General features: G+C 69.7%; 25 protein-coding genes. 6 read left to right on the top strand and 19 right to left on the bottom strand.

Translation table 11 applies throughout. From position 1 onward, the window contains the following. Positions 1 to 47: 47 nt before the first annotated feature. The 3 genes from RR1_RS10745 to RR1_RS10735 form a co-directional block, all read right to left on the bottom strand. On the bottom strand, positions 48 to 293 hold the full coding sequence (locus RR1_RS10745; protein ID WP_010840282.1) for an MbtH family protein: 246 nt from the start codon (positions 291 to 293) through the stop codon (positions 48 to 50). Next, a complete protein-coding gene (locus RR1_RS10740; RefSeq protein ID WP_010840283.1) occupies positions 290 to 1,657 on the bottom strand; it encodes a lysine N(6)-hydroxylase/L-ornithine N(5)-oxygenase family protein in 1,368 nt (455 codons plus the stop codon). Before RR1_RS10740 ends, RR1_RS10745 begins: the two co-directional genes overlap by 4 nt. A 182-nt stretch (positions 1,658 to 1,839) precedes the next feature. After that, positions 1,840 to 2,643 (bottom strand): alpha/beta fold hydrolase, encoded by an 804-nt coding sequence (locus RR1_RS10735; RefSeq protein WP_010840284.1) that lies wholly within the window; start codon positions 2,641 to 2,643, stop codon positions 1,840 to 1,842. Positions 2,644 to 2,836: 193 nt separating this feature from the next. Between RR1_RS10735 and RR1_RS22305 the strand changes: the two genes are divergently transcribed. The 6 genes from RR1_RS22305 to RR1_RS10710 all read left to right on the top strand — a co-directional run bounded on the left by RR1_RS22305 (position 2,837) and on the right by RR1_RS10710 (position 8,316). Beyond that, complete coding sequence (locus tag RR1_RS22305; protein ID WP_010840285.1) at positions 2,837 to 3,001, top strand: hypothetical protein; 165 nt, start codon at positions 2,837 to 2,839, stop codon at positions 2,999 to 3,001. A gap of 169 nt (positions 3,002 to 3,170) precedes the next feature. After that, entirely contained in the window at positions 3,171 to 4,652 is a 1,482-nt protein-coding gene (locus RR1_RS10730; RefSeq protein ID WP_040775552.1) for an alpha,alpha-trehalose-phosphate synthase (UDP-forming), read from the top strand. Positions 4,653 to 4,755: 103 nt separating this feature from the next. Further along, positions 4,756 to 5,712: an ABC transporter ATP-binding protein gene (locus RR1_RS10725; protein ID WP_040775460.1), complete on the top strand. Its 957-nt coding sequence runs from the start codon at positions 4,756 to 4,758 to the stop codon at positions 5,710 to 5,712. Then, the gene (locus RR1_RS10720) at positions 5,709 to 6,521 is read left to right on the top strand and encodes an ABC transporter permease (RefSeq protein WP_010840288.1); all 813 of its coding nucleotides are present in this window, start codon (positions 5,709 to 5,711) and stop codon (positions 6,519 to 6,521) included. The genes RR1_RS10725 and RR1_RS10720 overlap by 4 nt, the downstream gene beginning before the upstream one ends. Beyond that, complete coding sequence (locus tag RR1_RS10715) at positions 6,518 to 7,699, top strand: sensor histidine kinase (protein ID WP_051111338.1); 1,182 nt, start codon at positions 6,518 to 6,520, stop codon at positions 7,697 to 7,699. Before RR1_RS10720 ends, RR1_RS10715 begins: the two co-directional genes overlap by 4 nt. Next, a complete protein-coding gene (locus tag RR1_RS10710; protein ID WP_174555421.1) occupies positions 7,696 to 8,316 on the top strand; it encodes a response regulator transcription factor in 621 nt (206 codons plus the stop codon). The genes RR1_RS10715 and RR1_RS10710 overlap by 4 nt, the downstream gene beginning before the upstream one ends. 23 nt (positions 8,317 to 8,339) lie before the next feature. Here RR1_RS10710 and RR1_RS10705 read toward each other — a convergent pair whose 3' ends face one another. The 16 genes from RR1_RS10705 to RR1_RS10630 form a co-directional block, all read right to left on the bottom strand. After that, positions 8,340 to 9,941 carry an alkaline phosphatase D family protein gene (locus RR1_RS10705; protein ID WP_040775462.1) on the bottom strand — a complete coding sequence of 534 codons (1,602 nt, stop codon included), beginning with the start codon at positions 9,939 to 9,941 and terminating at the stop codon, positions 8,340 to 8,342. A gap of 13 nt (positions 9,942 to 9,954) precedes the next feature. Beyond that, positions 9,955 to 10,404 (bottom strand): RidA family protein, encoded by a 450-nt coding sequence (locus RR1_RS10700; RefSeq protein WP_010840292.1) that lies wholly within the window; start codon positions 10,402 to 10,404, stop codon positions 9,955 to 9,957. Further along, positions 10,401 to 10,718, bottom strand: a complete 318-nt coding sequence (locus tag RR1_RS10695) for a hypothetical protein (protein WP_040775464.1) — start codon at positions 10,716 to 10,718, stop codon at positions 10,401 to 10,403. Before RR1_RS10695 ends, RR1_RS10700 begins: the two co-directional genes overlap by 4 nt. A 32-nt stretch (positions 10,719 to 10,750) precedes the next feature. Further along, a complete protein-coding gene (locus tag RR1_RS10690; protein WP_010840294.1) occupies positions 10,751 to 11,845 on the bottom strand; it encodes a Rieske 2Fe-2S domain-containing protein in 1,095 nt (364 codons plus the stop codon). A gap of 1 nt (position 11,846) precedes the next feature. Further along, positions 11,847 to 12,068, bottom strand: coding sequence for a recombinase-like helix-turn-helix domain-containing protein (locus tag RR1_RS10685; protein WP_010840295.1), 222 nt, complete (start codon positions 12,066 to 12,068; stop codon positions 11,847 to 11,849). Next, on the bottom strand, positions 12,061 to 12,648 hold the full coding sequence (locus RR1_RS10680) for a hypothetical protein (protein ID WP_010840296.1): 588 nt from the start codon (positions 12,646 to 12,648) through the stop codon (positions 12,061 to 12,063). Before RR1_RS10680 ends, RR1_RS10685 begins: the two co-directional genes overlap by 8 nt. Before the next feature lie 4 nt (positions 12,649 to 12,652). Continuing rightward, positions 12,653 to 14,329: a thiamine pyrophosphate-binding protein gene (locus tag RR1_RS10675; protein WP_010840297.1), complete on the bottom strand. Its 1,677-nt coding sequence runs from the start codon at positions 14,327 to 14,329 to the stop codon at positions 12,653 to 12,655. Positions 14,330 to 14,395: 66 nt separating this feature from the next. After that, the gene (locus tag RR1_RS10670; RefSeq protein WP_010840298.1) at positions 14,396 to 15,178 is read right to left on the bottom strand and encodes an SDR family oxidoreductase; all 783 of its coding nucleotides are present in this window, start codon (positions 15,176 to 15,178) and stop codon (positions 14,396 to 14,398) included. 13 nt (positions 15,179 to 15,191) lie between these two features. After that, a complete protein-coding gene (locus RR1_RS10665) occupies positions 15,192 to 15,932 on the bottom strand; it encodes an SDR family oxidoreductase (protein WP_010840299.1) in 741 nt (246 codons plus the stop codon). After that, complete coding sequence (locus tag RR1_RS10660) at positions 15,929 to 16,732, bottom strand: alpha/beta fold hydrolase (RefSeq protein WP_010840300.1); 804 nt, start codon at positions 16,730 to 16,732, stop codon at positions 15,929 to 15,931. Before RR1_RS10660 ends, RR1_RS10665 begins: the two co-directional genes overlap by 4 nt. Further along, positions 16,729 to 17,694: a VOC family protein gene (locus RR1_RS10655; protein WP_010840301.1), complete on the bottom strand. Its 966-nt coding sequence runs from the start codon at positions 17,692 to 17,694 to the stop codon at positions 16,729 to 16,731. The genes RR1_RS10660 and RR1_RS10655 overlap by 4 nt, the downstream gene beginning before the upstream one ends. Before the next feature lie 20 nt (positions 17,695 to 17,714). Beyond that, positions 17,715 to 18,668 (bottom strand): PDR/VanB family oxidoreductase, encoded by a 954-nt coding sequence (locus RR1_RS10650; RefSeq protein WP_010840302.1) that lies wholly within the window; start codon positions 18,666 to 18,668, stop codon positions 17,715 to 17,717. A gap of 72 nt (positions 18,669 to 18,740) precedes the next feature. Beyond that, positions 18,741 to 19,277 carry a cupin domain-containing protein gene (locus tag RR1_RS10645; RefSeq protein ID WP_010840303.1) on the bottom strand — a complete coding sequence of 179 codons (537 nt, stop codon included), beginning with the start codon at positions 19,275 to 19,277 and terminating at the stop codon, positions 18,741 to 18,743. Between the two features lie 5 nt (positions 19,278 to 19,282). After that, the gene (locus RR1_RS10640) at positions 19,283 to 19,672 is read right to left on the bottom strand and encodes a RidA family protein (RefSeq protein WP_040775467.1); all 390 of its coding nucleotides are present in this window, start codon (positions 19,670 to 19,672) and stop codon (positions 19,283 to 19,285) included. Next, positions 19,672 to 21,204 carry an aldehyde dehydrogenase gene (locus RR1_RS10635; RefSeq protein WP_051111340.1) on the bottom strand — a complete coding sequence of 511 codons (1,533 nt, stop codon included), beginning with the start codon at positions 21,202 to 21,204 and terminating at the stop codon, positions 19,672 to 19,674. The genes RR1_RS10640 and RR1_RS10635 overlap by 1 nt, the downstream gene beginning before the upstream one ends. Positions 21,205 to 21,344: 140 nt before the next feature. Then, a complete protein-coding gene (locus RR1_RS10630; protein WP_051111341.1) occupies positions 21,345 to 22,211 on the bottom strand; it encodes an aspartate dehydrogenase domain-containing protein in 867 nt (288 codons plus the stop codon). Positions 22,212 to 22,219 lie beyond the last annotated feature (8 nt).

Genomic DNA, 22,219 nt, shown 5'->3' with positions numbered 1-22,219 from the left:
CGAACGGCCGGACCCCGTGTAGGGGTCCGGCCGTTCGGTGTGGTCGGTCAGGAGGCGTCGGCAGCGCGTCGCGCCGCTTCGTCCGCCTCCATCGCGTCACGCAGGCTCTTGGGCCGCATGTCGGTCCAGTTCTTCTCGACGTACTCGAGGCACGCGGCCCGGCTGTCCTCGCCGAACACGACTCGCCACCCCGTGGGGACCTCGGAGAACGTCGGCCACAGCGAATACTGCTCCTCGTCGTTGACCAGGACGTAGAAACGGCCGTCCTCGTCGTCGAACGGATTCGTGCTCATTTGGCCTCACTTGTCGCATACGTGTCGGACGAATTCACACTATCAAGTGTCGTTCCGGAGTCCCGGTTCGTTTCGCGAGCCCGGTCCGCCAGCAGGGATTCGAGGATATCTCCCGACCGCATCGCCACGTTCGACAGCAGCGACGAGGTCAGGCCGTGCGTCCGTTCGGTGCCGCCCTGCAGGTAGACGCCCGCATCGGTCGCCGGCCGCAGGTCGAGGCGGTAGTCGCGGCCGATGACGCCGCTGTGATCGGCGGGAACGAGATCGCCGAAGAGCGGGGCGAGCGGCGCGGGCGTGAATCCCGTGGCCAGGACCAGCGCGTCGCAGGTCAGCGAGTCGACGAGGCCGTCGACGGTGCTGCGGACCTCGACGTCGATCGCGGTGTCCGTCTCCCGCACTCCGACGATCTCGGACGCACGATGCATGAAGAGCCGCCGCTGCCCACGGACCCGTTCCTGGTACTCGGCGCGGTACAGCTCGTTGATGAGGTCGATGTCGACGCACGAGTAGTTGGTGAGCTTGTGGAGATCGAGGAGTCTGCGGCGCTCCGGATCGGGCGCGCCGTAGAAGTCGTCGACCGCCTCGGGATCGAAGATCCGGTTCGCGTACGGGCTGTCGTCGGCGGGGCTGTAGCCGTACCGCGCGAAGACGCTGTGGACCTCGGCCTCCGGGTACCGCGTGTGCAGGTACTGGACGATCTCCGCCGCACTCTGGCCGGCGCCGAGGACGGCGAACCTGCCGTGGACGGGCTCGGGCATCGATTCGACGTGGAACAGGAAGCGGTGGTTGTGGAAACAGCGACTGCTCGCCGTCGCCCACTCCGGAATGCGTTCGCGCAGCCCCGCTCCCACCGCGACGTTGCGGGCGAGCAACCGCTCGCCGTCGGCCGTCGTCACGGCGAAGGCGTCGCGACCCCCGATCCGGACGGGCGAGACCGCGACGACCTCGCGATTCCACCGCACGTCGGCACGGACGCGGCCCGCCGCCCACTGCAGGTAGTCGTTGAACTCGTGACGGCTCGGAAAGAACGTCTGATGGTTGACGAAGTCGACGAGCCGGCCGCGGTCGTGCAGGTACGAGAAGAAAGTGAACGCCGAACGCGGGTTCCGGAGTGTCACGAGGTCCTTGGGGAAGGCGATCTGCATCGTCGCGCCGTCGAGCAGCATGCCCGGGTGCCATTCGAACGACGGCTGACGCTCGAGGAACACCGCGGAGAGCCGTTCCGCCGGGTTCGCGTCGCCGTGCTCCTCGATCGCGATGGCGAGTGCGAGGTTCGCGGGACCGAATCCGATCCCGACGACATCCACGACGTGCGCGGTGTCGTCGTCGGTGAAATGCTCCGTCGTCGCGGGCGTTGCGGTCATGGAAGTTCCTGCCCCTCGCGGTCGTGTGGTCCCTCGACCGGCGACGCTGACGACCGAGGAGTGCCAAAGATAGCTCAGGCTATCCTTACTCATCGCGCACGATAGCAAGGGGCACCCCGTCGCACACGACCCTCGTCCTCTGCGCGCGTCGGGGCCACAACGTCATTCGCGAAGAAGAGGTGTCATTCGCGAAGAAAGTCCAGAATGATGCGGTTCACGACCTCGGGCCGCTCGAGATAGCCGTAGTGCCCGGCGTCGGGCACCTCGACGTAACGCCCGCCCGGCACCGCGTCGGCGACCTCGCGTGCCAGATACGGCGGAATCATGCGGTCGTCGGCGAACCCGACGGACAGGCACGGCGCCGTGATCCCGCGATACGCCTCGCGGCGGTCGTAGGTCCGGTCCATCTCGAGCTGGGCGCGCACCCCGGGCGAGGTCTTTCCGCCACCGAACTCGAACAGATCCAGCCAGTCCTGGGCGGCACGGTCGTCGCGCAACGACGCAGGCGAGAGGTTGAGTGCCGCCGTGACGGCGGCCTGATACTTCGGCGGCAGTGCCACGCCGCTGTCCGCGAGCTGCCGCTCCCCCTCGCTCAGCACGAGCTGGAACCGGTCCATGCGCGCGTGCGACGCGAGCAGCACGACCTTCGCGACGAGATCGGGCCAGGCGAGCGCGAGTTCCTGCGCCACGCGGGCACCCATCGACGTCCCGACGACGTGCGCGCGGCCGCCACCGAGGTGTTCGATCAACGCCGCGGTGTCGGCGACCATGTCCTCGATCGTGATGCCGCCCGCACCCTCGTCGGACGGAGCGATCCCCCGATTGTCGAACGTGCAGACGCGATACCCGGCGGCGGTCAGCGCCGGAGTCTGGTGCAGATCCCAGACACGCCCGGGACTCCCGGTGCCCATCACGAGCACCACCAGATCGCCGGTCCCCGACTCCTGATGGTTCAGGGAGATTCCGTTGATCGTCGAAATGGGCATCGGAAGGTCGTCCTTTCGGTGGATGCTGCAACGGGACGAAGCGTATGTCAGCTCGGGCATGGCGGCGGCGCCACCACGCTGACCTGCGCCGACCGCGAGTGGCGCGCCCCCCGCCGAGTCTCATAGAGTCGTGCAAGGGCTCGGATCCGACGAGACCCGTGAACAACCCGTTCGCCGGGGTGAGAGGAAGACCATGGCCGCCCAGACCGCCGACAACGAGATCTCCGACGTCGAACCCGTCACCGACGAGACCGCGACCCGCGCGCAGCGCGTCGTCGCGGCGTACGCCTCCGACGCGGACGACTGCAGGATGCTGCTGTCGATGCTCGGCATCGGTCCCGCCGCGAAGGCCGAATGATCGCCGCCGGCCCGGACACGCGTCCGGGCCGGTCTGCGCCGCGCTGCAGCGGCGCTCCCACGAACGAAGGAAAGCTGTGACGAAGAGCCGGGGCGACGAAGTGATCAGCGACGCAGGATCCGATTCACCGGACACCGGGACCGATTCGCGAGACGACGGGACCGCGGCGGTGACGGCGAACGCGCACTTCGTCGTCGTCGCCAATCGGCTTCCCGTCGATCTCGAACGGCTCCCGGACGGGTCGACGCGCTGGAAGCGCAGCCCGGGCGGCCTCGTCACCGCGCTGGAACCGTTGCTGCGCAACAACAAGGGCGCGTGGGTCGGCTGGGCGGGCGTCCCGGACGCCGATCTCGCACCCGAGGTCGACGACGGCCTCGAACTGTTTCCCGTCCCGCTCAGCGCCGACGAGGTCGAGCGCTACTACGAGGGCTTCTCCAACGCGACGCTGTGGCCGCTGTACCACGACGTCATCGTGCGCCCCGAGTACCACCGCGACTGGTGGAACGCGTACGTCGAGGTGAACCGGCGCTTCGCGGAGGCCACCGCCGCCGCGGCCGCCGAGGGCGCGACGGTCTGGGTGCAGGACTATCAGCTCCAGCTCGTCCCCAAGATGCTCCGGATGCTGCGTCCCGACCTCACGATCGGGTTCTTCCTGCACATTCCCTTCCCGCCGGTCGAGCTGTTCATGCAGTTGCCGTGGCGGACCGAGATCGTCGAGGGGCTGCTCGGCGCCGATCTCATCGGCTTCCATCTGCCCGGCGGCGCACAGAACTTCCTCTATCTCGCACGGCGGCTCGCGGGCCAGCAGACCTCTCGCGGCACCGTCGGCGTGCGATCGAAGCTCGGCGTCGTGCAGGTCGGCTTCCGCACCGTCCGGGTCGGCGCGTTCCCCATCTCGATCGCCTCGGGAGAACTCGACGAGCAGGCACGGAGCCGCAAGATCCGCGATCGCGCGAAGGCGATCCGCAAGGAACTCGGCAATCCGAAGCACATCCTGCTCGGCGTCGACCGGCTCGACTACACGAAGGGCATCGACGTCCGGCTCGAAGCGCTGTACGAGCTGCTGCAGGACGATCGCGTCGACCCGAGCGACACCGTCCTCGTCCAGCTCGCGACGCCGAGCCGCGAGCGCGTCGAAAGCTATGTGCGGCTTCGTGGTTCGATCGAGCAGACGGTCTCGCGCATCAACGGCGAGTACGGCGAGGTCGGTCACCCCGTCGTCCATTATCTCCATCGGCCGATCCCCCGCGACGAACTCATCGCGTTCTTCGTCGCCGCCGACGTCATGCTCGTGACGCCACTGCGCGACGGGATGAACCTCGTCGCGAAGGAGTACGTGGCCTGCCGCAGCGATCTGGGCGGGTCACTCGTGCTCAGCGAGTTCACCGGTGCCGCAGCGGAATTGCGTCAGGCCTACCTGTGCAATCCGCACGACCTCGACAACGTCAAGGACGCGATGACCTCGGCGATGGACCAGACGCGCGAGGACGGCCGCCGCCGGATGCGGGCGATGCGTCGCCAGGTGCTCACGCACGACGTCGACCGCTGGGCTCGCTCGTTCCTCGACGCGCTCGCGGACAAGGGTGCAGCCGGACGCGCTCTCGTCGCGCCGGACGAGACCGACGACCCGGAGCACGACTCGCGCGACTGAGCGATTCGGCCGGGCCCTCACGGCCCGGCCCATGACACATGTCAGTCGATCCGCTGACGCGGCACACTACTGCGGCGCCGCGAAAGCGACCAGAGTCGACGGCATGAACATTTCAGGCACGACATCCGACACCGTGATCTCCGCGCGGGATCTGCGCCGGGTCTACGGCAGCGGTTCGTCCGCGTTCGAGGCCGTGCGCGGAGTGGACTTCGACGTCGCCGAGGGCGAGGTCTTCGCGCTGCTCGGCACCAACGGCGCGGGCAAGACGTCGACCTTCGACATGCTCGAGGGTCTCGTCGCCCCCACCTCCGGCGAGGTGAGCGTCTTCGGCCGCGATCCGCTGCGCGACCGCAAGGAGGTGCGCCCCGACATCGGCATCGTCCTGCAGTCGGGTGGTCTCCCCGCCGAACTGACGGTCGAGGAGACCCTCGAGATGTGGCGCGGCACCTGCACGCACCCCACCACGACGGCGGACGTCCTCGACAAGGTCGCGATGACCGAGCGAGCCCACGTGCGCGTGGGGTCGCTCTCGGGCGGTGAGAAGCGGCGCGTCGACCTCGCGTGCGCGCTCGTCGGGCAGCCGCGGCTGCTGTTCCTCGACGAGCCGACGACCGGCCTGGACCCCGAGAATCGCCGTGGCACATGGCAACTGCTCGACGAGCTCAAGGCCGGCGGCGTCACCATGATCCTCACGACGCACTACCTGGACGAGGCCGAGACGCTCGCGGACCGCATCGCGATCATGCATCGCGGCGAGATCGCCCGCCGCGGCACCCTGACCGAGATCGTCGGAGATCATCCCGCGCGCATCGCGTTCGAGCATCCCGGCATCGCGCTCCCCCGTTTCGACGGCGCCGACGTCGACCCCGGCGCCCGCGTCGTCATCACGACACACGAACTGCGGAAGCACCTCTCGATCCTCCTCGACTGGGCCGATCACCACCGGGTCGCCCTGCCCGGTCTCGAAGCACGCTCGGCGACGCTCGAATCGGTGTTCCTCGACATCGCCGACAACTCCACGCCCGCATCCGTTCTCGAACCGATCGGAGACCCCCGATGACCCTCACCGACCAGACTCCCGCCACGCGCCGCCGTCCGCTGGCTTCGCTCGCGAAGGCCGAATACCTCCAGTTCCGGCGCAATTCGACGCTCATGGTCATGGGAACGACGTTCCCGATCGGCCTGCCGCTCATCATGCTGTTCATCGGCGGACGAGACGGCTCCCCGACAGCACAGCTCGCGATGACGACGATCGAGATGCTCGCCCTCATGGCACTGCTGTTCGTGCAGTACTACTCGATGCTGTCGATGATCACGACACGGCGCGGTGAAGGCGTCCTCAAGCGATTGCGCACCGGCGAGGCCACCGACTGGCAGATCCAGGCGGCGCCCGCCGTCCCCGGTGCGCTCCTCACGGCAGTGAGCACGGTTGTCGTCGTCGGCGTCGTCTACGCCCTCGGCGCACCCGCCCCCGTCAACCCGGTCCTGCCGATCCTCGCGATCGTCGGCGGCATCGTCGTCTTCTCGCTGCTCGCACTCGCGACGTCGGGATTCACCAAGAACGCCGAATCCGCACAGATCACGTCGCTGCCGATCATGGCCGTCTCGATGGTCGGACTGTCGTCGATCGTCGCGGTCCTGCCCGACCGGTTCGCGCAGATCGCCGAGTGGACGCCGTTCGCTGCGGTGTCGGAGCTGATCTCGCTCGGCGTCACCGGACGCTCGGCGGGCGTCGCGGAAACCGAGGCCGCACTCGACTTCGCGGCCACCTTCACCCACAGCCTGCAGCCGCTTGCGACACTGGGCGTATGGGCAGCCCTCGCTCTGGCAGCGACCACGACGCGGTTCCGGTGGGACGATCGCGGTTGAGTTCGCCCCTGACCTGGTGGGCCCGGCAATCCGGGCCCACCAGGTATCGCCTGTACAGCCTGTGGACGCTGCAGGTTTCGCTCATCGCCGTCGAGATCGTCCTGCTCGTGCAGGCCGACAGCTGGTGGGCGCGGGCAGGGATCGTCGTCGCCGGGCTGGCCGCGGCGCTCTCGTTGCACGTCCGTCCGGTACTCAGGGGACACCCGCCGACCCATCGCGCGCGCGTGATCACCACAGGCGCCGCCGTGGTCCTCGTCTCCGTCACCGCCGTCGCTGCGATCGTGTCGCGCATCGGCGAGGCTCCCGCTGCCGTCGGGACCTCGGACGCCGCCGTCACCGGGCGGGTCGCACTGATGCTCTTCGCGCTCGCGGTCGGCGCGTTCGCCGCGCACCCGTGGTGGTTGCTGGCGGCCGTCGCGGCGGCCTACGGGCTCGCCTTCGGTCGCGATCTGCCGACGATCCTGGCACTCGGTGTGAGCCAGCTCCTCGCGGGAGCCTTCATGACTGCGCTCATGCTGCTGACACTGTGGGGCCTGCGGATCCTCGACGAGCTCGAGCGGCGCGGCGACATCGAGGCGCGGCTGCGCGTCGCCGAGGAGCGGCTGCGGTTCTCACGCGATCTGCACGACGTCGTCGGCCGTAGTTTCTCCGCGATCTCGGTCAAGAGCGAGCTCGCACGTTCGTTGCTCTCACGCGGCGCGACCGAGCGCGCGGGTGCCGAACTCGACGAGATCGCCGCGCTCGCGGCCGAATCGATGGACCAGATGCGGACGCTCGTCCGCGGGTACCGCGACATCGACCTCGCGAACGAGGTGCGCGGCGCGCGATCGCTGCTCTCGTCGGCCGGGTGCACTCTCACCGTCGTGGGCGACGTGTCGGACGTTCCCGCCCACGCGCACGAGCCCGCGGCCTGGCTCGTGCGCGAAGGTACGACCAACATCGTCAAGCACTCGTCGGCGACCGCCGCCGTCCTCGAACTGCGGAACGACGGTATCCGGCTGAGCAACAACGGGGTTCACCGTCTCGGCGCACGTACCGGCGGCACGACGCCGTCGGGACTCGTCGGACTTGCGGAACGCCTCCAGGCGGTGGGCGCTACCGTGACGACCGAGGCCGACGGCGACGAGTTCGTCGTCACGGTGGAATGGCCGACCCCGGTCGATCGGAGGCAAGAGTGATTCCGGTGCTCCTCGCCGACGACGAGACGCTCGTCCGGGCCGCGCTGGCGACGATGCTCGACCTCGAGGACGACATCGAGGTCGTCGCGCACGTCGACAGCGGCGCCGAACTCACTCGGCTGTGGCAGCGGCGCATCGACGGCGGCGAGCCGCCCGCGGTGGCGCTCGTCGACCTGCAGATGCCCGGCCGCGACGGCATCGAGACCGCCACCGATCTGCTGGAGATCGACCGCGACGCCGCGATCCTCGTCGTCACGAGCCACGGTCGTCCCGGCTACCTCAAGCGCGCGCTCGAGGCGGGGGTACGCGGGTTCCTGCCGAAGACGACGCCGGCGACCACCCTCGCCGACGCGATTCGTACCGCCCACGACGGCGGGCGGTACGTCGACCCGCAGCTCGCGGCGGAGGCGATCAGTGCCGGCGATTCGCTCCTCACGCCTCGGGAGGCGGACGTCCTCGAGTACGCGCTCGATGGCGCGGGGATCGAGCAGATCGCGCGTCGTGCCCACCTGTCGCCGGGCACGACCCGCAACTACCTCTCGTCCGCGATGGCGAAGCTGGGTGCATCCAACCGCTACGAAGCAGCCCTCAAGGCCCGCAACCTCGGGTGGGTGTAGGGGTAGGCGCTCCGCGGAGCCGCCTACACCTGGATCTCGGGGCGTCCCGCCGGAACGGTGACCATCGCGCGCGTCGTCGTCGGATGCCCGGGCTCGGTGACGCGGTCGGTCACCCGCATCGTCGACTGCCACTGCTCCCGGGTGACGACGGTGTGCACGTACCCGCGCTGCTTGTTGCCGAACTTGATGCTCGGGTTGGCGGCCGCGAACTCACGGTGCGCGTCGTCGACGTCCTCGCCGTCCTTCGCCGACGCGATGGACGTTCCCGCGATCTCCACGCCGACGACCGGGCTCTGTGTCCGGTAGTCCTCCCGCAGCTCGGCGACGACCGTCCGGTGGATGTCGCCGACGATCGACATCAGGTTCGACACACCACGCTCGCGCGCACCGCCGAGCACACGGTGCCGCGAGGCCTCGTACCCGCTCCAGCCGTCCATGCCGACGGTGCGAACACCACCGTTCTCGCGCGCGAGATCGGTCATCACCGTCTGGTGGGCGAGCACGTTCCACGTCGCGCGCGACGCCGCGAGCCCGTCGAGAATCCACGATTCCTGCGCCTGCCCCGTGATCGTGCGCGCGGGATCGGCCGTCTGCTCGTTCTGCTCGTGCTCGCCGTCCCCGTTCGCCTGATCGCTGCGATACTGCCGCGTGTCGAGCACCGAGAACTCGGCGAGATCACCGAACCCGATACGCCGGTAGATCGTCATGTCCGGCCCGGTCGGTGCGGTGATGCGCGTCGGTGTGTGCTCCCACCACGCCCGGAACGCCTGTGCCCGACGCTGGAGGAACTGCACCGGATCATCGTCGTCCTGCGAGACGGACGCTGCCCAGTTGTTGTCGACCTCGTGGTCGTCCATCGTCACGACCCACGGCGCGACGGCGTGGGCAGCCTGCAGCGACGGATCGCTCTTGTACAGCGAGTAGCGGAGCCGATAGTCGTCGAGCGCCTCTGTCTCCTTGCGCACCTGGGGGCTCAACCTCGACACGTCGCGCACGCTCGTGTTCTTCAACTCGCCCTCGTAGATGTAGTCGCCGAGATGGAACACGACGTCGAGATCCTGTGCGGCCATGTCGTCGTACACCGTGTAGTAGCCGTCGTGCCACGCCTGGCAGGACGCCCAGGCGAAGGCGAGGTGTGCCATCGCGGGCAGCGTCGTGGTGCGCGCGACGGCGCTGGTGTGGCCGAGGGCATGGAAGCGGTAGAAGTAGGTGCGGCGCGGCGCGAGGCCTCGGACGTCGACGTGGACCGAGTGCGCGGATTCGGGGTGCGCCCATGCCTTTCCGCCGGCGACGACGACGGCGAACCGCTCGTCCTCGGCGACCTCCCACCGAACCGAGATCGGCAGTGCAGGCATGCCGCCACCGGGTTCGAGCGGATCCGGAGCGAGTCTGGTCCAGATCACCACGGCGTCGGGCAGGGGATCACCCGACGCCACGCCGAGGGTGAAGGGATAGGCGGAACCTCCGAGCGAACCGAAGCCCTGCGCGGACGCGACCGGTGCGCCCAGCAGGCTCGGAGTCGCGGCGGCGGCACCGACGAGCGCCGACCAGGTGAGGAATTGCCGACGCGTCGTTCCGAGTCGGATCGATCGGTCGGGTGCGATCACGGGCTGGGAAGCAGGCATGCACGTGAGCCGATCATCCCGAGGTGACATCGCTTCCCACACCGACCGACCTGTGCATGAACGGTAGGCGGCGAGCCGAAGCGCCTACGATTCCTTCGGCTTCGATCTCGACGGTGAGGCCGGGGTCGACCAGGGCACTCACCTCGACCAACGTCGAGCACGGGAAGTCGCCAGTGAACACCTCGCCGCGCGCCCGGCCGACGTCGCCCTTGTCGGCGATGTCGGTGAGGTAGAGCCGCAGCACGACGATGTCGTCGACGTGCGCACCGCACGCCTCGGTCAGCTCCCGCACGCGCCGAAACGCCTCCACCGCTTGCAGATACGTGTCGTCGCCACCCACGACGCCGTCGGGCGAACCGGCGTGCATCCCCGACAGGAAGAACCGATCGCCGACGACGCGCGCGTTGCTGAACATCCCGGGACGCGGCGGCTCCGGCACCGTCTCCGCACCGACCCGCGTCACGACGACACCGCCGCCCGCCGTGCGTCCGACTCGCGCGTGAGCCGCTCGCGCACCGGGACGAAGTCGTACGTCGGATAGAACTCCGTCGTGAAGACGCCCCACGCACGACGCTCGAGTTCGACGTTCACGGCGGCGAGCCGAGCGACGGGCAGCCGCAGCGTGACGATCTGCCCGACGCCCATCGCGACGACCCACGACACGACCTCGCACCCCTCCGGCGGGAAGCCGTGCCACCAGTCGGCGTCGTCGAGCCTGCCCTGGAGTTGCTCCATGTTCTGCGACTGGTCGTGCCGCAGAAACACCGTGAGCAACATGGTGTCCCGCTGTGTCCCGGTATCCGGTTCGCTCACACCATCTCTCCCGCGAGGACGGCGGCCTGCCGCCCGGCGTCGGCGCGGTAGATGCGGCGGATCCGCGTGACGCCGAGATCGTGCTGGTACAGATGCTCTTCGAGGTCGGCATCGGCGGCGAGCGCCTCGAGTACCTCGCGGTCCTGTTCGAGCACCTCCCAGTGCTTCGCTTCGAGCCGCGTGCGGTACAGGAACCGCCACACCTCGCGCTCCCATCCCTGGACGCGGCGGGTGCGCCAGTGGAAGATCGCCGAGTTGTTCTCGTCGATCGGCGTCGCCATGCCGACGATGCCGAAAACACCTCCGGGGCCGGCATTGTCGGCGTACGGGATCTCGAGATCGACGTAGTCCATCGAGCCGCGCACGTACTCGACCCAGTCGAAGTTGACGCCGCGCTGGTCGGTCTTCTCGAAGAAGAAGCCCCGATCGGTCTCACGGATCCGGAACCGTGCCGACGTGTCGCCGCCGAACATCGAATGCGAATTGCGGTGCAGGAACGCACCGTGCATCGGGTCGAGGACGTTGTCCATGTAGAACCGCCACGGCCCTGCCCACTCGGCGAAGTTCGGGAACCACGACACCTCGGGGTCCGCGAGCCGGTCGGGCAGAACGAACGGGGTCGGCTCCGAGTCCGCCGTGAGCGGGACGAACGCGAAGATCGTGTCCGCGGCCTCGACGACCTGCAGCGACACCGTCGCCTGCTTGCCTTCGAGCGCGCAGCCCGGCATGCCGGGCACGGACACGACGGTGCCGGTGCCGTCGACCTGCACACCGTGGTACTTGCACGCGAGCCGGTCGCCGAGGTGCTGGCCGACCGACAGCGGCGCGCTCCGGTGCGGGCAGCGATCCTCGAGCATCCGCAGCGTTCCCTGCGCGTCGCGGAACAGCACCCAGTCGATGTTCAGGCGCCGGACCTTCTTCAGCTCGCCGCGGCCGATCATGTGGGACGGCAGGATCGGGTACCAGCGGTCGCGCAGCCCGTTGGCGGCGAGGTCCTCTGCCGTCATGTCCTTGCGGACGCCGACGGCGCGCTTGCGCGAGCCGCCCGTCGCGGTGGGGCGGCCGGTGGTGGGGGGTGTCGTCGTGGTCATGTCAGTCTCCCAGTCGGCGCAGTTCGGCACGGAGGTTCTCCTCGGTCCAGTCGCCGCCGTCGGGCGCGTGGAGGCCGAGATCGCGCAGTCCGGCGACGAGGCCGGGCAGATCGTGGACGCCGGTCGCGAAGACCTCCATGATCGCCCCGGACAGATTCTCCTCGTACGGGCTGATCGGGTCCGGGTGGGTCTGGTTGGCGTCGAGGTACTGGACGTCAGGCATCCGCTTTCTCCTGTCGACGGGGTTCGAGTGCGCCGAGACCTTCGGCGATGACGGTGAACGACGTGGCCCATTCGTCGAAGGAACTTCCGCGTTCGCGGTGGGCCGGGACCGCGACGCCGTCGATGACGACGAAGACGCCGTTGTCGATTCCGCCCGCGATGCTCTGCGGGACTGCGAGTTCCCTGTCGGACGCCCCCTCGATGGCGGACGCGATCACGAGCGTGGGAGTCCGCACCGAGGCCAGCAGGTCGCGGTACTCCTCGGTGTCACCCGGAATCCGGGGGTCACCGAGCAGCAGGCTCCGTACGAGGTCGGGGTAGCGGGCGGCGAGCACGACGGCCGCGTAGGCAGCCGGCCCCGTCGCGAGGACGTGAACCGGTGCGTCCGAGCCGATCTCACCGACCACGTGGCGCAACCACCGCGCGAGCGAGGCGTCGTCGTCGATGTCGAGGACGTCCTCGACTTCGACGGGACGGGCCCCGAGCGTGTCGATCTGCTCGGCGAACCAGTGTGCGCCGCCGGGACGATCGTGCACGCACACGATGGGTTCGCTTCCCCGATCGGGGATCTCCCGCATCATCCGATCACCCCTTCCGCGTCGGGATGTGGACGGGCGGAGTGAACGGGCCGGGGGCGGGCGAGAGCGCGGTGACGTCGACCTCGATCAGGGCGGGTCCACGCCGCTCGACGGCCTCGCGCAACTGCTCCTCGAATCCGCCCGCGCCCTGCACGAGCGTGTACGGCATACCGAACGACGCCGCGAGCAGATCGAAGCGGGGCGTGAACAGATCGACGCCGGCGCGGTCGAAGCCGTTGGCCTCCTGCATGTTCCGGAGGACGCCGTAGCCGCCGTCGTTGAAGACGATCACGACGCACCACGCGCCGCTGCCGCCGAGCGAGGCGAGTTCGCCGAGATGCACCGCGAGCCCGCCGTCACCGGCGAGGACGACGGTCGGGACGTCGGGGCGCGCGAGCGAGGCTCCGATGCCCATCGCGAGTCCCTGGCCGATGCCACCGCCGAGCGGGAAGATGTTGGTCTCGCGCTCGTAGAACGGCAGCAGGCGGTTTCCCCACTGGCTCGACGGAATCGTGACGTCGCGGGCGACGACCGACTCGCGGGGCAGGACGGACCGGATGCCCTCGCAGATCTCGGCGTAGCCGCCGATGAACTCCGTCAGTTCGCCGCGGACCGCATGCCGCGTCTCGGTGACGCGCGCGCTCCAGCCTCCCTCCGTCGACACGCTCGTGACCGCCGCGGCGAGCGCACCGAGGGTGGCCGCGGCGTCGCCGATGAGGCCGACCGTCGCGGGGTACACACGGCCGACCGCAGCAGGGTCGACGTCGATCTGGATCTGCGTCTCGGGCAGCGTCAGGTGGTAGCTCTTGGTCTCGTTGGAGCGGAAGTGCGTGCCGACGGCGAGCAGCAGGTCGGCGTCCTCGAGCAGCGGCGCGACACCGGGATTCGCACCGAAGTTGCCGAGCACGAGGTCGTCGTCCTCGGGGACGATCGCGCGTCCCGAGTTGCTCGTGAGCAGCCCGGCGCCGAGCCTGTGCAGCAGGGAGGTGAGTTCGCTCCGCGCACCGGCGGCGCCGCCGCCGACCCAGATCAACGGGCGCTTCGCCGCCGCGAGCAGCGCCGCGGCCTCGGCGATCGCACCGGGATCCGCGACGGGCGCTGCGCTGGCCGCGAACTCGTACGGCCGCTGATCCTGCGGACGTGCGAGGTACTGGAGATCCGACGGCCACTCGACGCTCGCCGGGCCGCTCGGCGCGGTGAGGATGTGCGCGATCGCCTCTTCGAGATCGGCCTCGACGTCCTTCGCGTCGGTGATGGTCTTCGCGAAGGTCGAGACGGCGTCGAGCATCTGCAGCTGCTTGGGCACCTCGTGGATCACGCCGCGGCACGAACCGAGGTACTCGCTCTCGATCTGGCCCGTCACGTGCAGCACGCGGCTGCCCGCCGTGAGGGCCTCGACCATCGAGCCGGCAGCGTTGCCGGCGCCCGTCCCGGTGCTCGTGATGGCGACGCCGATCTTGCCCGACGCCCGGGCGTACCCGTCGGCGGCGTTGACGACGGCGGCCTCGTGCCGCATCTCGACGAAGTTCAGCTCGCGCGCCACGGCCTCCACGAGTGGAAGGTTGTGGATGCTGATGACGCCGAAGGCCGTGTCGATGCCGTGCCGGCGCATGACCTCGACCAGCACGTCGCCGCCGGTCGGCTCCTTCGCCGCGCCGGCCTTCGTGGTGTCGCTGGATGTCATGGTCGTCCTCCGTGGTGCTGATGCGTCATGCCTGATGCCTGATGCCTGATGCCTGATGCCCGGTTGTCAGATGTATCTGCCGACGCCGCCGCCGACGTCGATCGAGCTGCCGGTGGTGTAGCCCGCGAGCGGTGAGAGTAGCGTGAGGATGGGGAACGCGACCTCCTCGGCGGTTCCGAAGCGTCCCAGTGCGATTCCGCGATCGGCCGCGATCTCGGCGCTCCAGTCGTCGTAGTCGAGATCGGTTCCGGAACTCTCGAACCGGCGCCGCCACTGGCCGGTGTCGACGAGGCCGAGCAGCACCGAATTGACGCGGGTCCCGTCGGCCGCGAGTTCCTCGGCCATCGAGTGCGTGAGGTTGAGCAGCGCTGCCCTTGCCGCGGACGTCACCGCGAGCTTCGTCTCGGGCTGGCGCGAGAGGATCGCGTTCACGTTGACGACCGATCCCGACTCCGATTCGGCCAGTGCGGCTCTCGTCGCCCGGACGAGGTTCCACGAGCCGAAGATCTTGAGCTCGAACTCCTCCCGGATCTGGTCGTCCGTGGTGCCGGGGAGCGTCGCCATGAGCGACCGGCCCGCGTTGCACACGAGTCCGTCGACGCCGCCGAAACGCTCGACCACACCCGCGACGAACTGCTCGACCGACTCGCGGTCGGTCACGTCGCAGGTCGCGAGATGCAGCGCCGCGGGATCGCCGATTCCCTCGAACGCCGCGCGCAGCCGCCCGATCTCGCGCGCACACCCCGCGACGTGCGCGCCCTCCGCGAGGAGCATGCGCGCCGTCGCGAGGCCCACTCCCGAGCTCGCGCCCGTGACGATCACGGTGCGCCCGGCCAGCCTCAGATCCATGTCGGTCCCTTCCTCAGTTCATCACGAAGCCACCGTCGACCACGAGGGTCTGGCCGGTGATGTAGTCGGCGGCGCCGGACAGCAGGAACTGCACGACACCCGAGACGTCGTCCGGGGTCTGCTCCCGCCCCAGCACCTGATTGTCGGCGTAGAGCGCATACCTCGACGCGGGAACGGATTCGGTGGCCTCGACCCGCGTGAGGCCCGGCGCGACGGCGTTGACGCGGACACCGTGCGGTCCCGCGTCACGTGCCATCGACCGCGTCATCGCGACGACGGCGCCCTTCGACCCGACGTAGTGCACGAGCCGCGGCGAGCCGTACAGCGCGGCGTCCGAGGCGATGTTGACGATCGCCCCGCGCGAACGCTGCGCGAGCTGACCGAAGAGGTGCTTGCTCACGAGCCACGTGCCGTAGGTGTTCACCCGCATCACGCGCTCGAATCCCGCCTCGTCGAGCTCCCAGAAGGTGTCGCCGCCGACGCCGTCCGCGAGCGCGGCGTTGTTGACGAGAGCGTCGGCGCCGCCGAGTTCGGCGACGCGCTCCGCGAGCGCGACGACCGAGTCGCGATCGGCGATGTCGGTGACGACGGCGGTGACGTCGTGGCCCTCCGCGCGCAGCCGCTCCTCGGCCGCAGCGGCGTTCTCCGCTCGCAGTTCGGCGATCACGACGCGGTCCCCCGCCTCGGCGAGCCGCTGCGCGATCCCGTATCCCAGGCCACGGCCCGCGCCGGTGACGACGACGAGCCTGCTCACGACTCCACCCCCGCCAGCAGCGGCAGCACGTGCGCCGCCATCGCCTCGGGCCGCTCCTGCACCGCCGCGTGTCCCGCGGCGAGGATCGTCGCGAAACGCGCACCGGGAATCGTGTCCGCGAGCAGCCGCGATTCGGCGACGCCCGTGACGATGTCGTCCTCCCCCACGACGACCAGCGTCGGGGCGGTGATGCGGTGCAGCGCCGGCCCGAGATCCGTACGCGCCATGTATCCGGCGGCAGCGGCGTACCCGGGGATCCGGACACGCGCCATGTCGGTCTCGACCGCCGCTGCGACGACGCTGTCGCAGCGGGGCGAGACCAGCCGTGACGCCCGTGCCGCGGCGAACGCGGGTGCGCCGAGCCGGCCGAGTTCCTCGACACGGGAGAGCATCCCGGACGCCTTGTCGTCCGAGACGCCCGAGCCACGCGTGCTGTCGGCGAGGACGAGCGAACGGAGCCGTTCGGGTGCCGTGATCGCGGCCGCGGCCCCGATCACCCCGCCCCACGATGTCCCGACGACGTGCGCGCTGACGATGCCGAGTTCGTCGAACAGACCCAGCAGCGCGTCGGCGTGGTCGAGACCCGGTTCGGGGTCCAGAGAGTCGCCGTAGCCCGGCGCGTCCCAGCAGTACGTACGAAAGCCGTCGGCGGTGACCAGTTCCGCGAGCGCGGCGCACGAGCGCGCGCTCCCGCCGATCCCGTGCAGCAGCACGACGGGCACACCGTCGCCGCGCACGTCGACGGCGATCCCGTCGCGCGAGACCCACCGGGTCGCGGTCTCCGAGGCCGGGTCCGTCACGGCGCCGACCCGACGAAGTAGTCGTCGATGCCCGCGACCACCTCGCCGCGACGGCCGAGGTCGGCGACGCCGGCCATCGCGCCGCGCACCGCCGTGGTGGGCGGGCCCGCGGTCCCCCACTGGTCCGACAGTTCGGGGGTGCGCTTCCACGTCCGGCACAGCCACGCGTCCTCGTCGATCTGCGCGACCTCGGACGTGTACTCGCACACGAGCCCGGCGGGATCGGTGAAGTACGAGAAGGTGTTGTCGCCCGGACCGTGACGGCCGGGCCCCCACTGCGGGTCGATCCCGTGCCGCTTGAGGCTGCCGACGCCGCGCATGAAGTGGTCGAGGCTCTGCATCTCGTACGCGACGTGGTTGATCGACGGCCACTCCGCGCGGTTGAGCGCGATCACGTGATGATCGGAGTTGCAGCGCAGGAAGGCCATCTGATGCTCGGACCAGTCGGAGATCCGCATGCCGAGCACCTCGACGTAGAAGTCGGCGATCCGGTCGATTTCGGTGGTGTTGAGGACGACGTGTGCGATCTTGCGCGGAATCGCCCGTCGCCCTGCGGGTTCGGACTGCACGACGGCGTGCGTGTCCGCGGAGAGCTCGATGCAGCGGCCCTCCGGGTCGATCAGCTGAAGGCCGTAGCCACCGCCGGCGTCGTCGATCGGGCCGGGCGGGGTGAGCAGCGGGATGCCGAGCTTCTCGAGCCGCCTCGCGGCCTCGTCGACCTCGCGGGGCGTCGCGACGGCGAACGCGATGCGGTCGAGCGCATTGCTGTCGCGCGCGACGAGTCGCAGGACGTGATGCTCGGATCCGGTCGCCCGCAACCAGAATCGGTCGGTGTCCTCGTCGATCGTGGAGAGTCCCCACACCTCGTGGTAGAAGTCGCGGGACGCAGCGGGATCGGGGACGCCGAGCGACACCGACCGCAGCGAACGCAGGCGGACGACGGGTTCTTCGGAGTAACGCATTGTTCGTCTTCCGTTTCTGGTCAGAGGTCGAGCACGAGTTCGGCGGAACGGCACCGCGACACACACGGCATCATCGTCGCGCCGGCCTCGTGTTCGTCGTCGCTGAGCACGAAGTCGCGGTGGTCGACGTCGCCTTTGACGACTCCCACCTCGCAGGTGCCGCAGATGCCCTCGGTGCACGACGACGCCGTCGCGACGCCCGCAGCGGTGAGGGCGTCGAGGATCGAGACGTCGGCGGCGACCGGGACTCGCTGCCCGGTGGAGGACAGCACGACGTCGAATGCCGTGTCGCCGGCGTCGGACACGATCGGCTCGGGGGCCTTGAACCGCTCCACTCGCAACCGGCTCGGGTCCGCCAGGGCGTCGCCGCACGCCGTCATGAGCGACTCGGGGCCGCAGCAGTAGACGAGCGACTCCGGCCCGAGCCCGCCCAGCAGGGCGGTGAGGTCGGGCCGCGCGCCGTTCGCTTCGTCGTCGGCGTGGATGGTGACCCGATCTCCCTGCACCGCAGCGAGTTCGGGAAGGAACGCCATCGTCGCCCGCGAGCGCCCGGTGTAGAGCAGCCGCCAGTTCGCGCCCGCCGCGTCGAGCCTGCGGGCCATCGCGACGATCGGGGTGATTCCGATGCCGCCGGCGACGAGGACGTGCTCGGGTGCCGACTCGTCGAGCGAGAACGCATTGCGCGGCCCGTCGACCTCGACGAGCGCGCCGATCGGCAGGGCGTCGTGGATGTGACGCGACCCGCCCCGGGAGTCCGGCGTGCGCAGTACCGCGACCGTCCAGGCACTACGATTCGCCGGATCCGAGCACAGCGAGTACTCGCGCACCAGCCCGTTCGGAAGGTGCAGTGCGAGATGGGCACCGGGCTCCCATGCGGGGAGATCGGTCCCCGCCGGGTCGGCCAGCGTGACGCTCGTGACGCCCTCGGCCTCCCAGGTCTTCTGTACGACACGCAGTGTGCGACGGTCGTCCATGTCGTCACTCCCTCCAGTCGGGTGGTCTCGCAAGTCGGGTGGGTCTCGCCGAGGTCGGCTGCTCGCCGAGTGTCAGCGAGTGACGCCGTGCATCTCCGAGCTGGGCGGGTAGGTCGGGAGCTGCGGCTTGGGGGTTCCGATGATCACGCAGAACAGCGCGTCGGAGTCGCCGACGTTCTTCAGGCTGCGCGGCACACCGGCGGGGACACGGATCAGGTCGCGGTAGCCGAGCACGCGCGTCGCCTTCTTGTGACCGTCCTCGACGTCGTGGACGGCGACCTCGAGCTCGCCTTCGAGGACGTAGAAGACCTCTTCGACGTCGTGGTGGGTGTGCTCGGGGCCGACGGCTCCGACGGGAAGCCGCATGTTGGAGAACGTGAAGTGATCCGCCTGCAGCGTCCGCGAGTCGCCCTCGTGGTTACCGGTGGCGCCCGAGCCGATGTAGCGAATCTGGGCGCGCTTGAACCGATCTCCGCCCTTGGCGGCCTGGAAACCGAGCGTGTCCCAGTCCTCGTAGCGGGTCTCGGCGCTCGCGATGCACGAGTCGATCAGGGCGTCGAGGTCGACGCCCGCGTTGCTGTCGGCCGCGTTCTGTTCGGTGCTGGTCATGTGACTCACCTTTCTCGTGGAGCCGTGTGGGTGGTGCCGGCGGTCTCGTTCTCCCGCGCCTTGTGCGCGATCGCTTCGATCTCGACGGTCGCGCCGTAGGGCAACGCCGCGACCTGAACGAAGGACCGAGCCGGTCTCGGCTCGGCGAAGACCGTCTCGTAGTGCCGGTTCGCTTCATCGCGCAACGACACGTCGGTGACGAAGTACGTCGTCTTCACGACGTCCTCGAGTTTCATGTCGACGGTCGCGAGCCGCTCGCTCAGCCGCGACATCGCGGCCTCGAGTGCCTCCGTGCGACCGGCGACGGCATCGCCGTTCTCGTCGACGGACAGTGCGCCCGAGACGAATCCGAATCCGGCGATGTCGAAGGCCGGACTGTAGGGGTGCGGGTTCATCACGGCTGTCCTTCCTGTGTCGCGTCGCCGCCGGCCCACGGAAGGGGGTCGCCCGCGAGGTCGACGTAGATGCTCTTCTGGTTCATGTACGAGCGGATTCCGTCGCGACCCTTCTCGGTCCCGAGTCCGCTCTCCTCGAGCCCGCTGAAGGGCGTCGAGATCGAGAACTGCTTGTAGGTGTTGATCCAGACCGTTCCGGCGCGTACCGCTTTCGCGATCCGCCACGCGCGGCGGTAGTCGGAGGTCCAGATGCCGCATGCGAGTCCGAACACGCTGTGGTTGGCCTGCGCGACGAGGTCGTCCTCGTCGTCGAAGGGCAGGACGACCGCGACCGGCCCGAAGACCTCCTGCTGGCAGATGTCGGCGGAGTTGTCGACGCCCGCGAGGATCGTGGGCTCGTAGTACGCACCCGCCTCGAACTGCTCGCCCTCCGGAATCCTGCCGCCGCACAGGACCGTTGCTCCCGCGGCGCGGGCGTCCTCGACCATCGCGGCGACGCCGTCGCGGTGGGCACGGGCGACCATCGGCGCGACCTGCGTGCGGGGATCGGTACCGGGACCGACGCGCAGCGAGCGGGCACGGCTCACGAGTTCTTCCACGAAAGCCCCGTACACGTCGCGCTGGACGAACACCCGTGAGCCCGCGATGCAGCTCTGTCCCGACGACGAGAAGATCCCGTACAGGACACCGGCGAGAGCCTGCTCGACGTCGGCGTCGTCGAACACGATCGTCGGGGACTTGCCACCGAGTTCGAGGGTGATCGGCATGATCTTGTCGGCGGCGGCGTGCGCGAGGGCGCGGCCCGTCGTGGTTCCGCCCGTGAACGAGATCTTCGCGACGTCGGGGTGACGGACGAGGGCGTCGCCCACCGTGCGGCCCGGCCCCGGCAGCACCGAGAGCAGTCCTGCGGGCAGGCCAGCCTCCTCGCACAGCCGCGCGAGCAGCAGCGTCACCCACGGCGCCCACACCGGCGGCTTCGCGACGACGGCGTTGCCGGCCGCGAGCGCGGGAGCGATCTTCTGCGCGTCCGACGCGATGGGCGAGTTCCAGGGCGTGATCGCGCCGACGACACCCATCGGCTCGTGGGTCGCGAGGGTGAGGTAGGGCCCGCGCGAGGGAGTGACGGCGTCCTCCATCGTCTCCGCGGCGGCGGCCATGTAGCGAAACGTCCCGGCGGCGCTGCGCGCGAGCGCCCGCGTCTCCGAGAGGGTCTTGCCGGTGTCGGTGGTCTGCAGGATCGCGATCCGCTCGGCGTTGGCATCCACGAGATCACCGATCCGGTGCAGGACCGCGGCGCGCTCGTGCGGCATCCGGGCGGCCCAGCCGCCCTCGTGCACCGCGCGGAGGCCCGCCTGCACCGCGACGTCGACGTCGGCGGGGGTCGCGGCATGGAGCGTCGCGAAGACCCTGCCCGTCGCGGGATCGACCGACTCGATGACGTCGCCGCCACCCGTACGCCACGTGCCGCCGACGAAGATCCTGTCGGTCGTGTCACCACAGAGGATCGCGGGGACGGCATCGAGTTCGGTCATGTCGCCTCCGATCTCGAATGGTCGGCCGTGGTGGGCGCGGATGGTGTGGTTCATCGAATCTCCGTTTGTTTCGATACAAGAGTCTGAGTGATAAGATATTTACCGTCAAGAGGACAGGGTTAAATTGCGGTAACAGACCGCTACGCGATCAGATTCGGCCGTGGGGTCAGCCCCGCGAGCGTCCGCAGGATCGAGTACGGAACCACGGCACTCGTCCGCGGATTCGCCGCGCTCGGCAGGTTCTCGATGCGGATCGTGTAGTGCCCCACCGGCCCGGTCGCCTCGACCTCGTGCCGCGTGAGCTCGGCCGCGGGATCGGCGTACAGCTCGACCGACACCGGGCTCGCCGGTCCGACGGCGAAATCCACCGCGGCAGCGACGTTGAGCGATTTCGGGAACAGCCGCGCGGCGTCGGCGGGCGAGCCGCGGAAGACGAGAACGGGTTCGCTCGTGTCGCGGACGCGCCTCGCCTCCGCCTCGTCCATCCACTCCTGGACGAGCGCGGCGGGACGTTTCGTCGACCGCACCAGGACCGAATCGAACGGAGCGGCGTCCTGTGCGGCCGCGAGCAGGTCGAGCCCGCCGACGGCGCCGTTCGTGCACACGGCCCGACCGGGGCCACTCGCACGTAGCGCCGCCGCGAACTCCGCATCGCACAGCGCACCCACCGACGAGATCACCAGATCGCAGCCGGCTTCGAGGATCTTCCGGCCGTTCTCGCGCACCGCACCCTGCCCCGCACACTCGACCACGACGTCGGCGACGTCGAGCGCGTCGTCGAGGTCGAGGACGGGCGCGGGGGCGCCGTCGACCGGTGAGCGCGTCACGACGGCCGCCAGCTCGGCCCCCGCGAGCTCACCCGCCGCGAGCCGGCGGGCGACGACCGTCCCGATGCTGCCGTAACCGAGGACGGCGACCCGTACGCGCGGGCGGTGCTCGGGTGCGGGGGCCGTCGTCGTCACGGGGTTCGTCGTCACGTGGTTCGTCGTCACGTGGTTCGTCGTCATCGGGGCGA

Origin of the sequence: Rhodococcus rhodnii NBRC 100604 (assembly GCF_001894925.1) — a bacterium.
Lineage (GTDB): Bacteria > Actinomycetota > Actinomycetes > Mycobacteriales > Mycobacteriaceae > Rhodococcus_F > Rhodococcus_F rhodnii.
This window is presented reverse-complemented; position numbering and strand designations above follow the sequence as displayed.

What these genes read in the sequence shown, in the direction of transcription:
- RR1_RS10745 (WP_010840282.1), bottom strand. Translation starts at nt 293, where the DNA reads ATGAGCACGAATCCGTTCGACGACGAGGACGGCCGTTTCTACGTCCTG.
- RR1_RS10740 (WP_010840283.1), bottom strand. Translation starts at nt 1,657, where the DNA reads ATGACCGCAACGCCCGCGACGACGGAGCATTTCACCGACGACGACACC.
- RR1_RS10735 (WP_010840284.1), bottom strand. Translation starts at nt 2,643, where the DNA reads ATGCCCATTTCGACGATCAACGGAATCTCCCTGAACCATCAGGAGTCG.
- RR1_RS22305 (WP_010840285.1), top strand. Translation starts at nt 2,837, where the DNA reads ATGGCCGCCCAGACCGCCGACAACGAGATCTCCGACGTCGAACCCGTC.
- RR1_RS10725 (WP_040775460.1), top strand. Translation starts at nt 4,756, where the DNA reads ATGAACATTTCAGGCACGACATCCGACACCGTGATCTCCGCGCGGGAT.
- RR1_RS10720 (WP_010840288.1), top strand. Translation starts at nt 5,709, where the DNA reads ATGACCCTCACCGACCAGACTCCCGCCACGCGCCGCCGTCCGCTGGCT.
- RR1_RS10705 (WP_040775462.1), bottom strand. Translation starts at nt 9,941, where the DNA reads ATGCCTGCTTCCCAGCCCGTGATCGCACCCGACCGATCGATCCGACTC.
- RR1_RS10695 (WP_040775464.1), bottom strand. Translation starts at nt 10,718, where the DNA reads ATGTTGCTCACGGTGTTTCTGCGGCACGACCAGTCGCAGAACATGGAG.
- RR1_RS10690 (WP_010840294.1), bottom strand. Translation starts at nt 11,845, where the DNA reads ATGACCACGACGACACCCCCCACCACCGGCCGCCCCACCGCGACGGGC.
- RR1_RS10685 (WP_010840295.1), bottom strand. Translation starts at nt 12,068, where the DNA reads ATGCCTGACGTCCAGTACCTCGACGCCAACCAGACCCACCCGGACCCG.
- RR1_RS10680 (WP_010840296.1), bottom strand. Translation starts at nt 12,648, where the DNA reads ATGATGCGGGAGATCCCCGATCGGGGAAGCGAACCCATCGTGTGCGTG.
- RR1_RS10675 (WP_010840297.1), bottom strand. Translation starts at nt 14,329, where the DNA reads ATGACATCCAGCGACACCACGAAGGCCGGCGCGGCGAAGGAGCCGACC.
- RR1_RS10670 (WP_010840298.1), bottom strand. Translation starts at nt 15,178, where the DNA reads ATGGATCTGAGGCTGGCCGGGCGCACCGTGATCGTCACGGGCGCGAGC.
- RR1_RS10655 (WP_010840301.1), bottom strand. Translation starts at nt 17,694, where the DNA reads ATGCGTTACTCCGAAGAACCCGTCGTCCGCCTGCGTTCGCTGCGGTCG.
- RR1_RS10650 (WP_010840302.1), bottom strand. Translation starts at nt 18,668, where the DNA reads ATGGACGACCGTCGCACACTGCGTGTCGTACAGAAGACCTGGGAGGCC.
- RR1_RS10645 (WP_010840303.1), bottom strand. Translation starts at nt 19,277, where the DNA reads ATGACCAGCACCGAACAGAACGCGGCCGACAGCAACGCGGGCGTCGAC.
- RR1_RS10640 (WP_040775467.1), bottom strand. Translation starts at nt 19,672, where the DNA reads ATGAACCCGCACCCCTACAGTCCGGCCTTCGACATCGCCGGATTCGGA.
- RR1_RS10635 (WP_051111340.1), bottom strand. Translation starts at nt 21,204, where the DNA reads ATGACCGAACTCGATGCCGTCCCCGCGATCCTCTGTGGTGACACGACC.
- RR1_RS10630 (WP_051111341.1), bottom strand. Translation starts at nt 22,211, where the DNA reads ATGACGACGAACCACGTGACGACGAACCACGTGACGACGAACCCCGTG.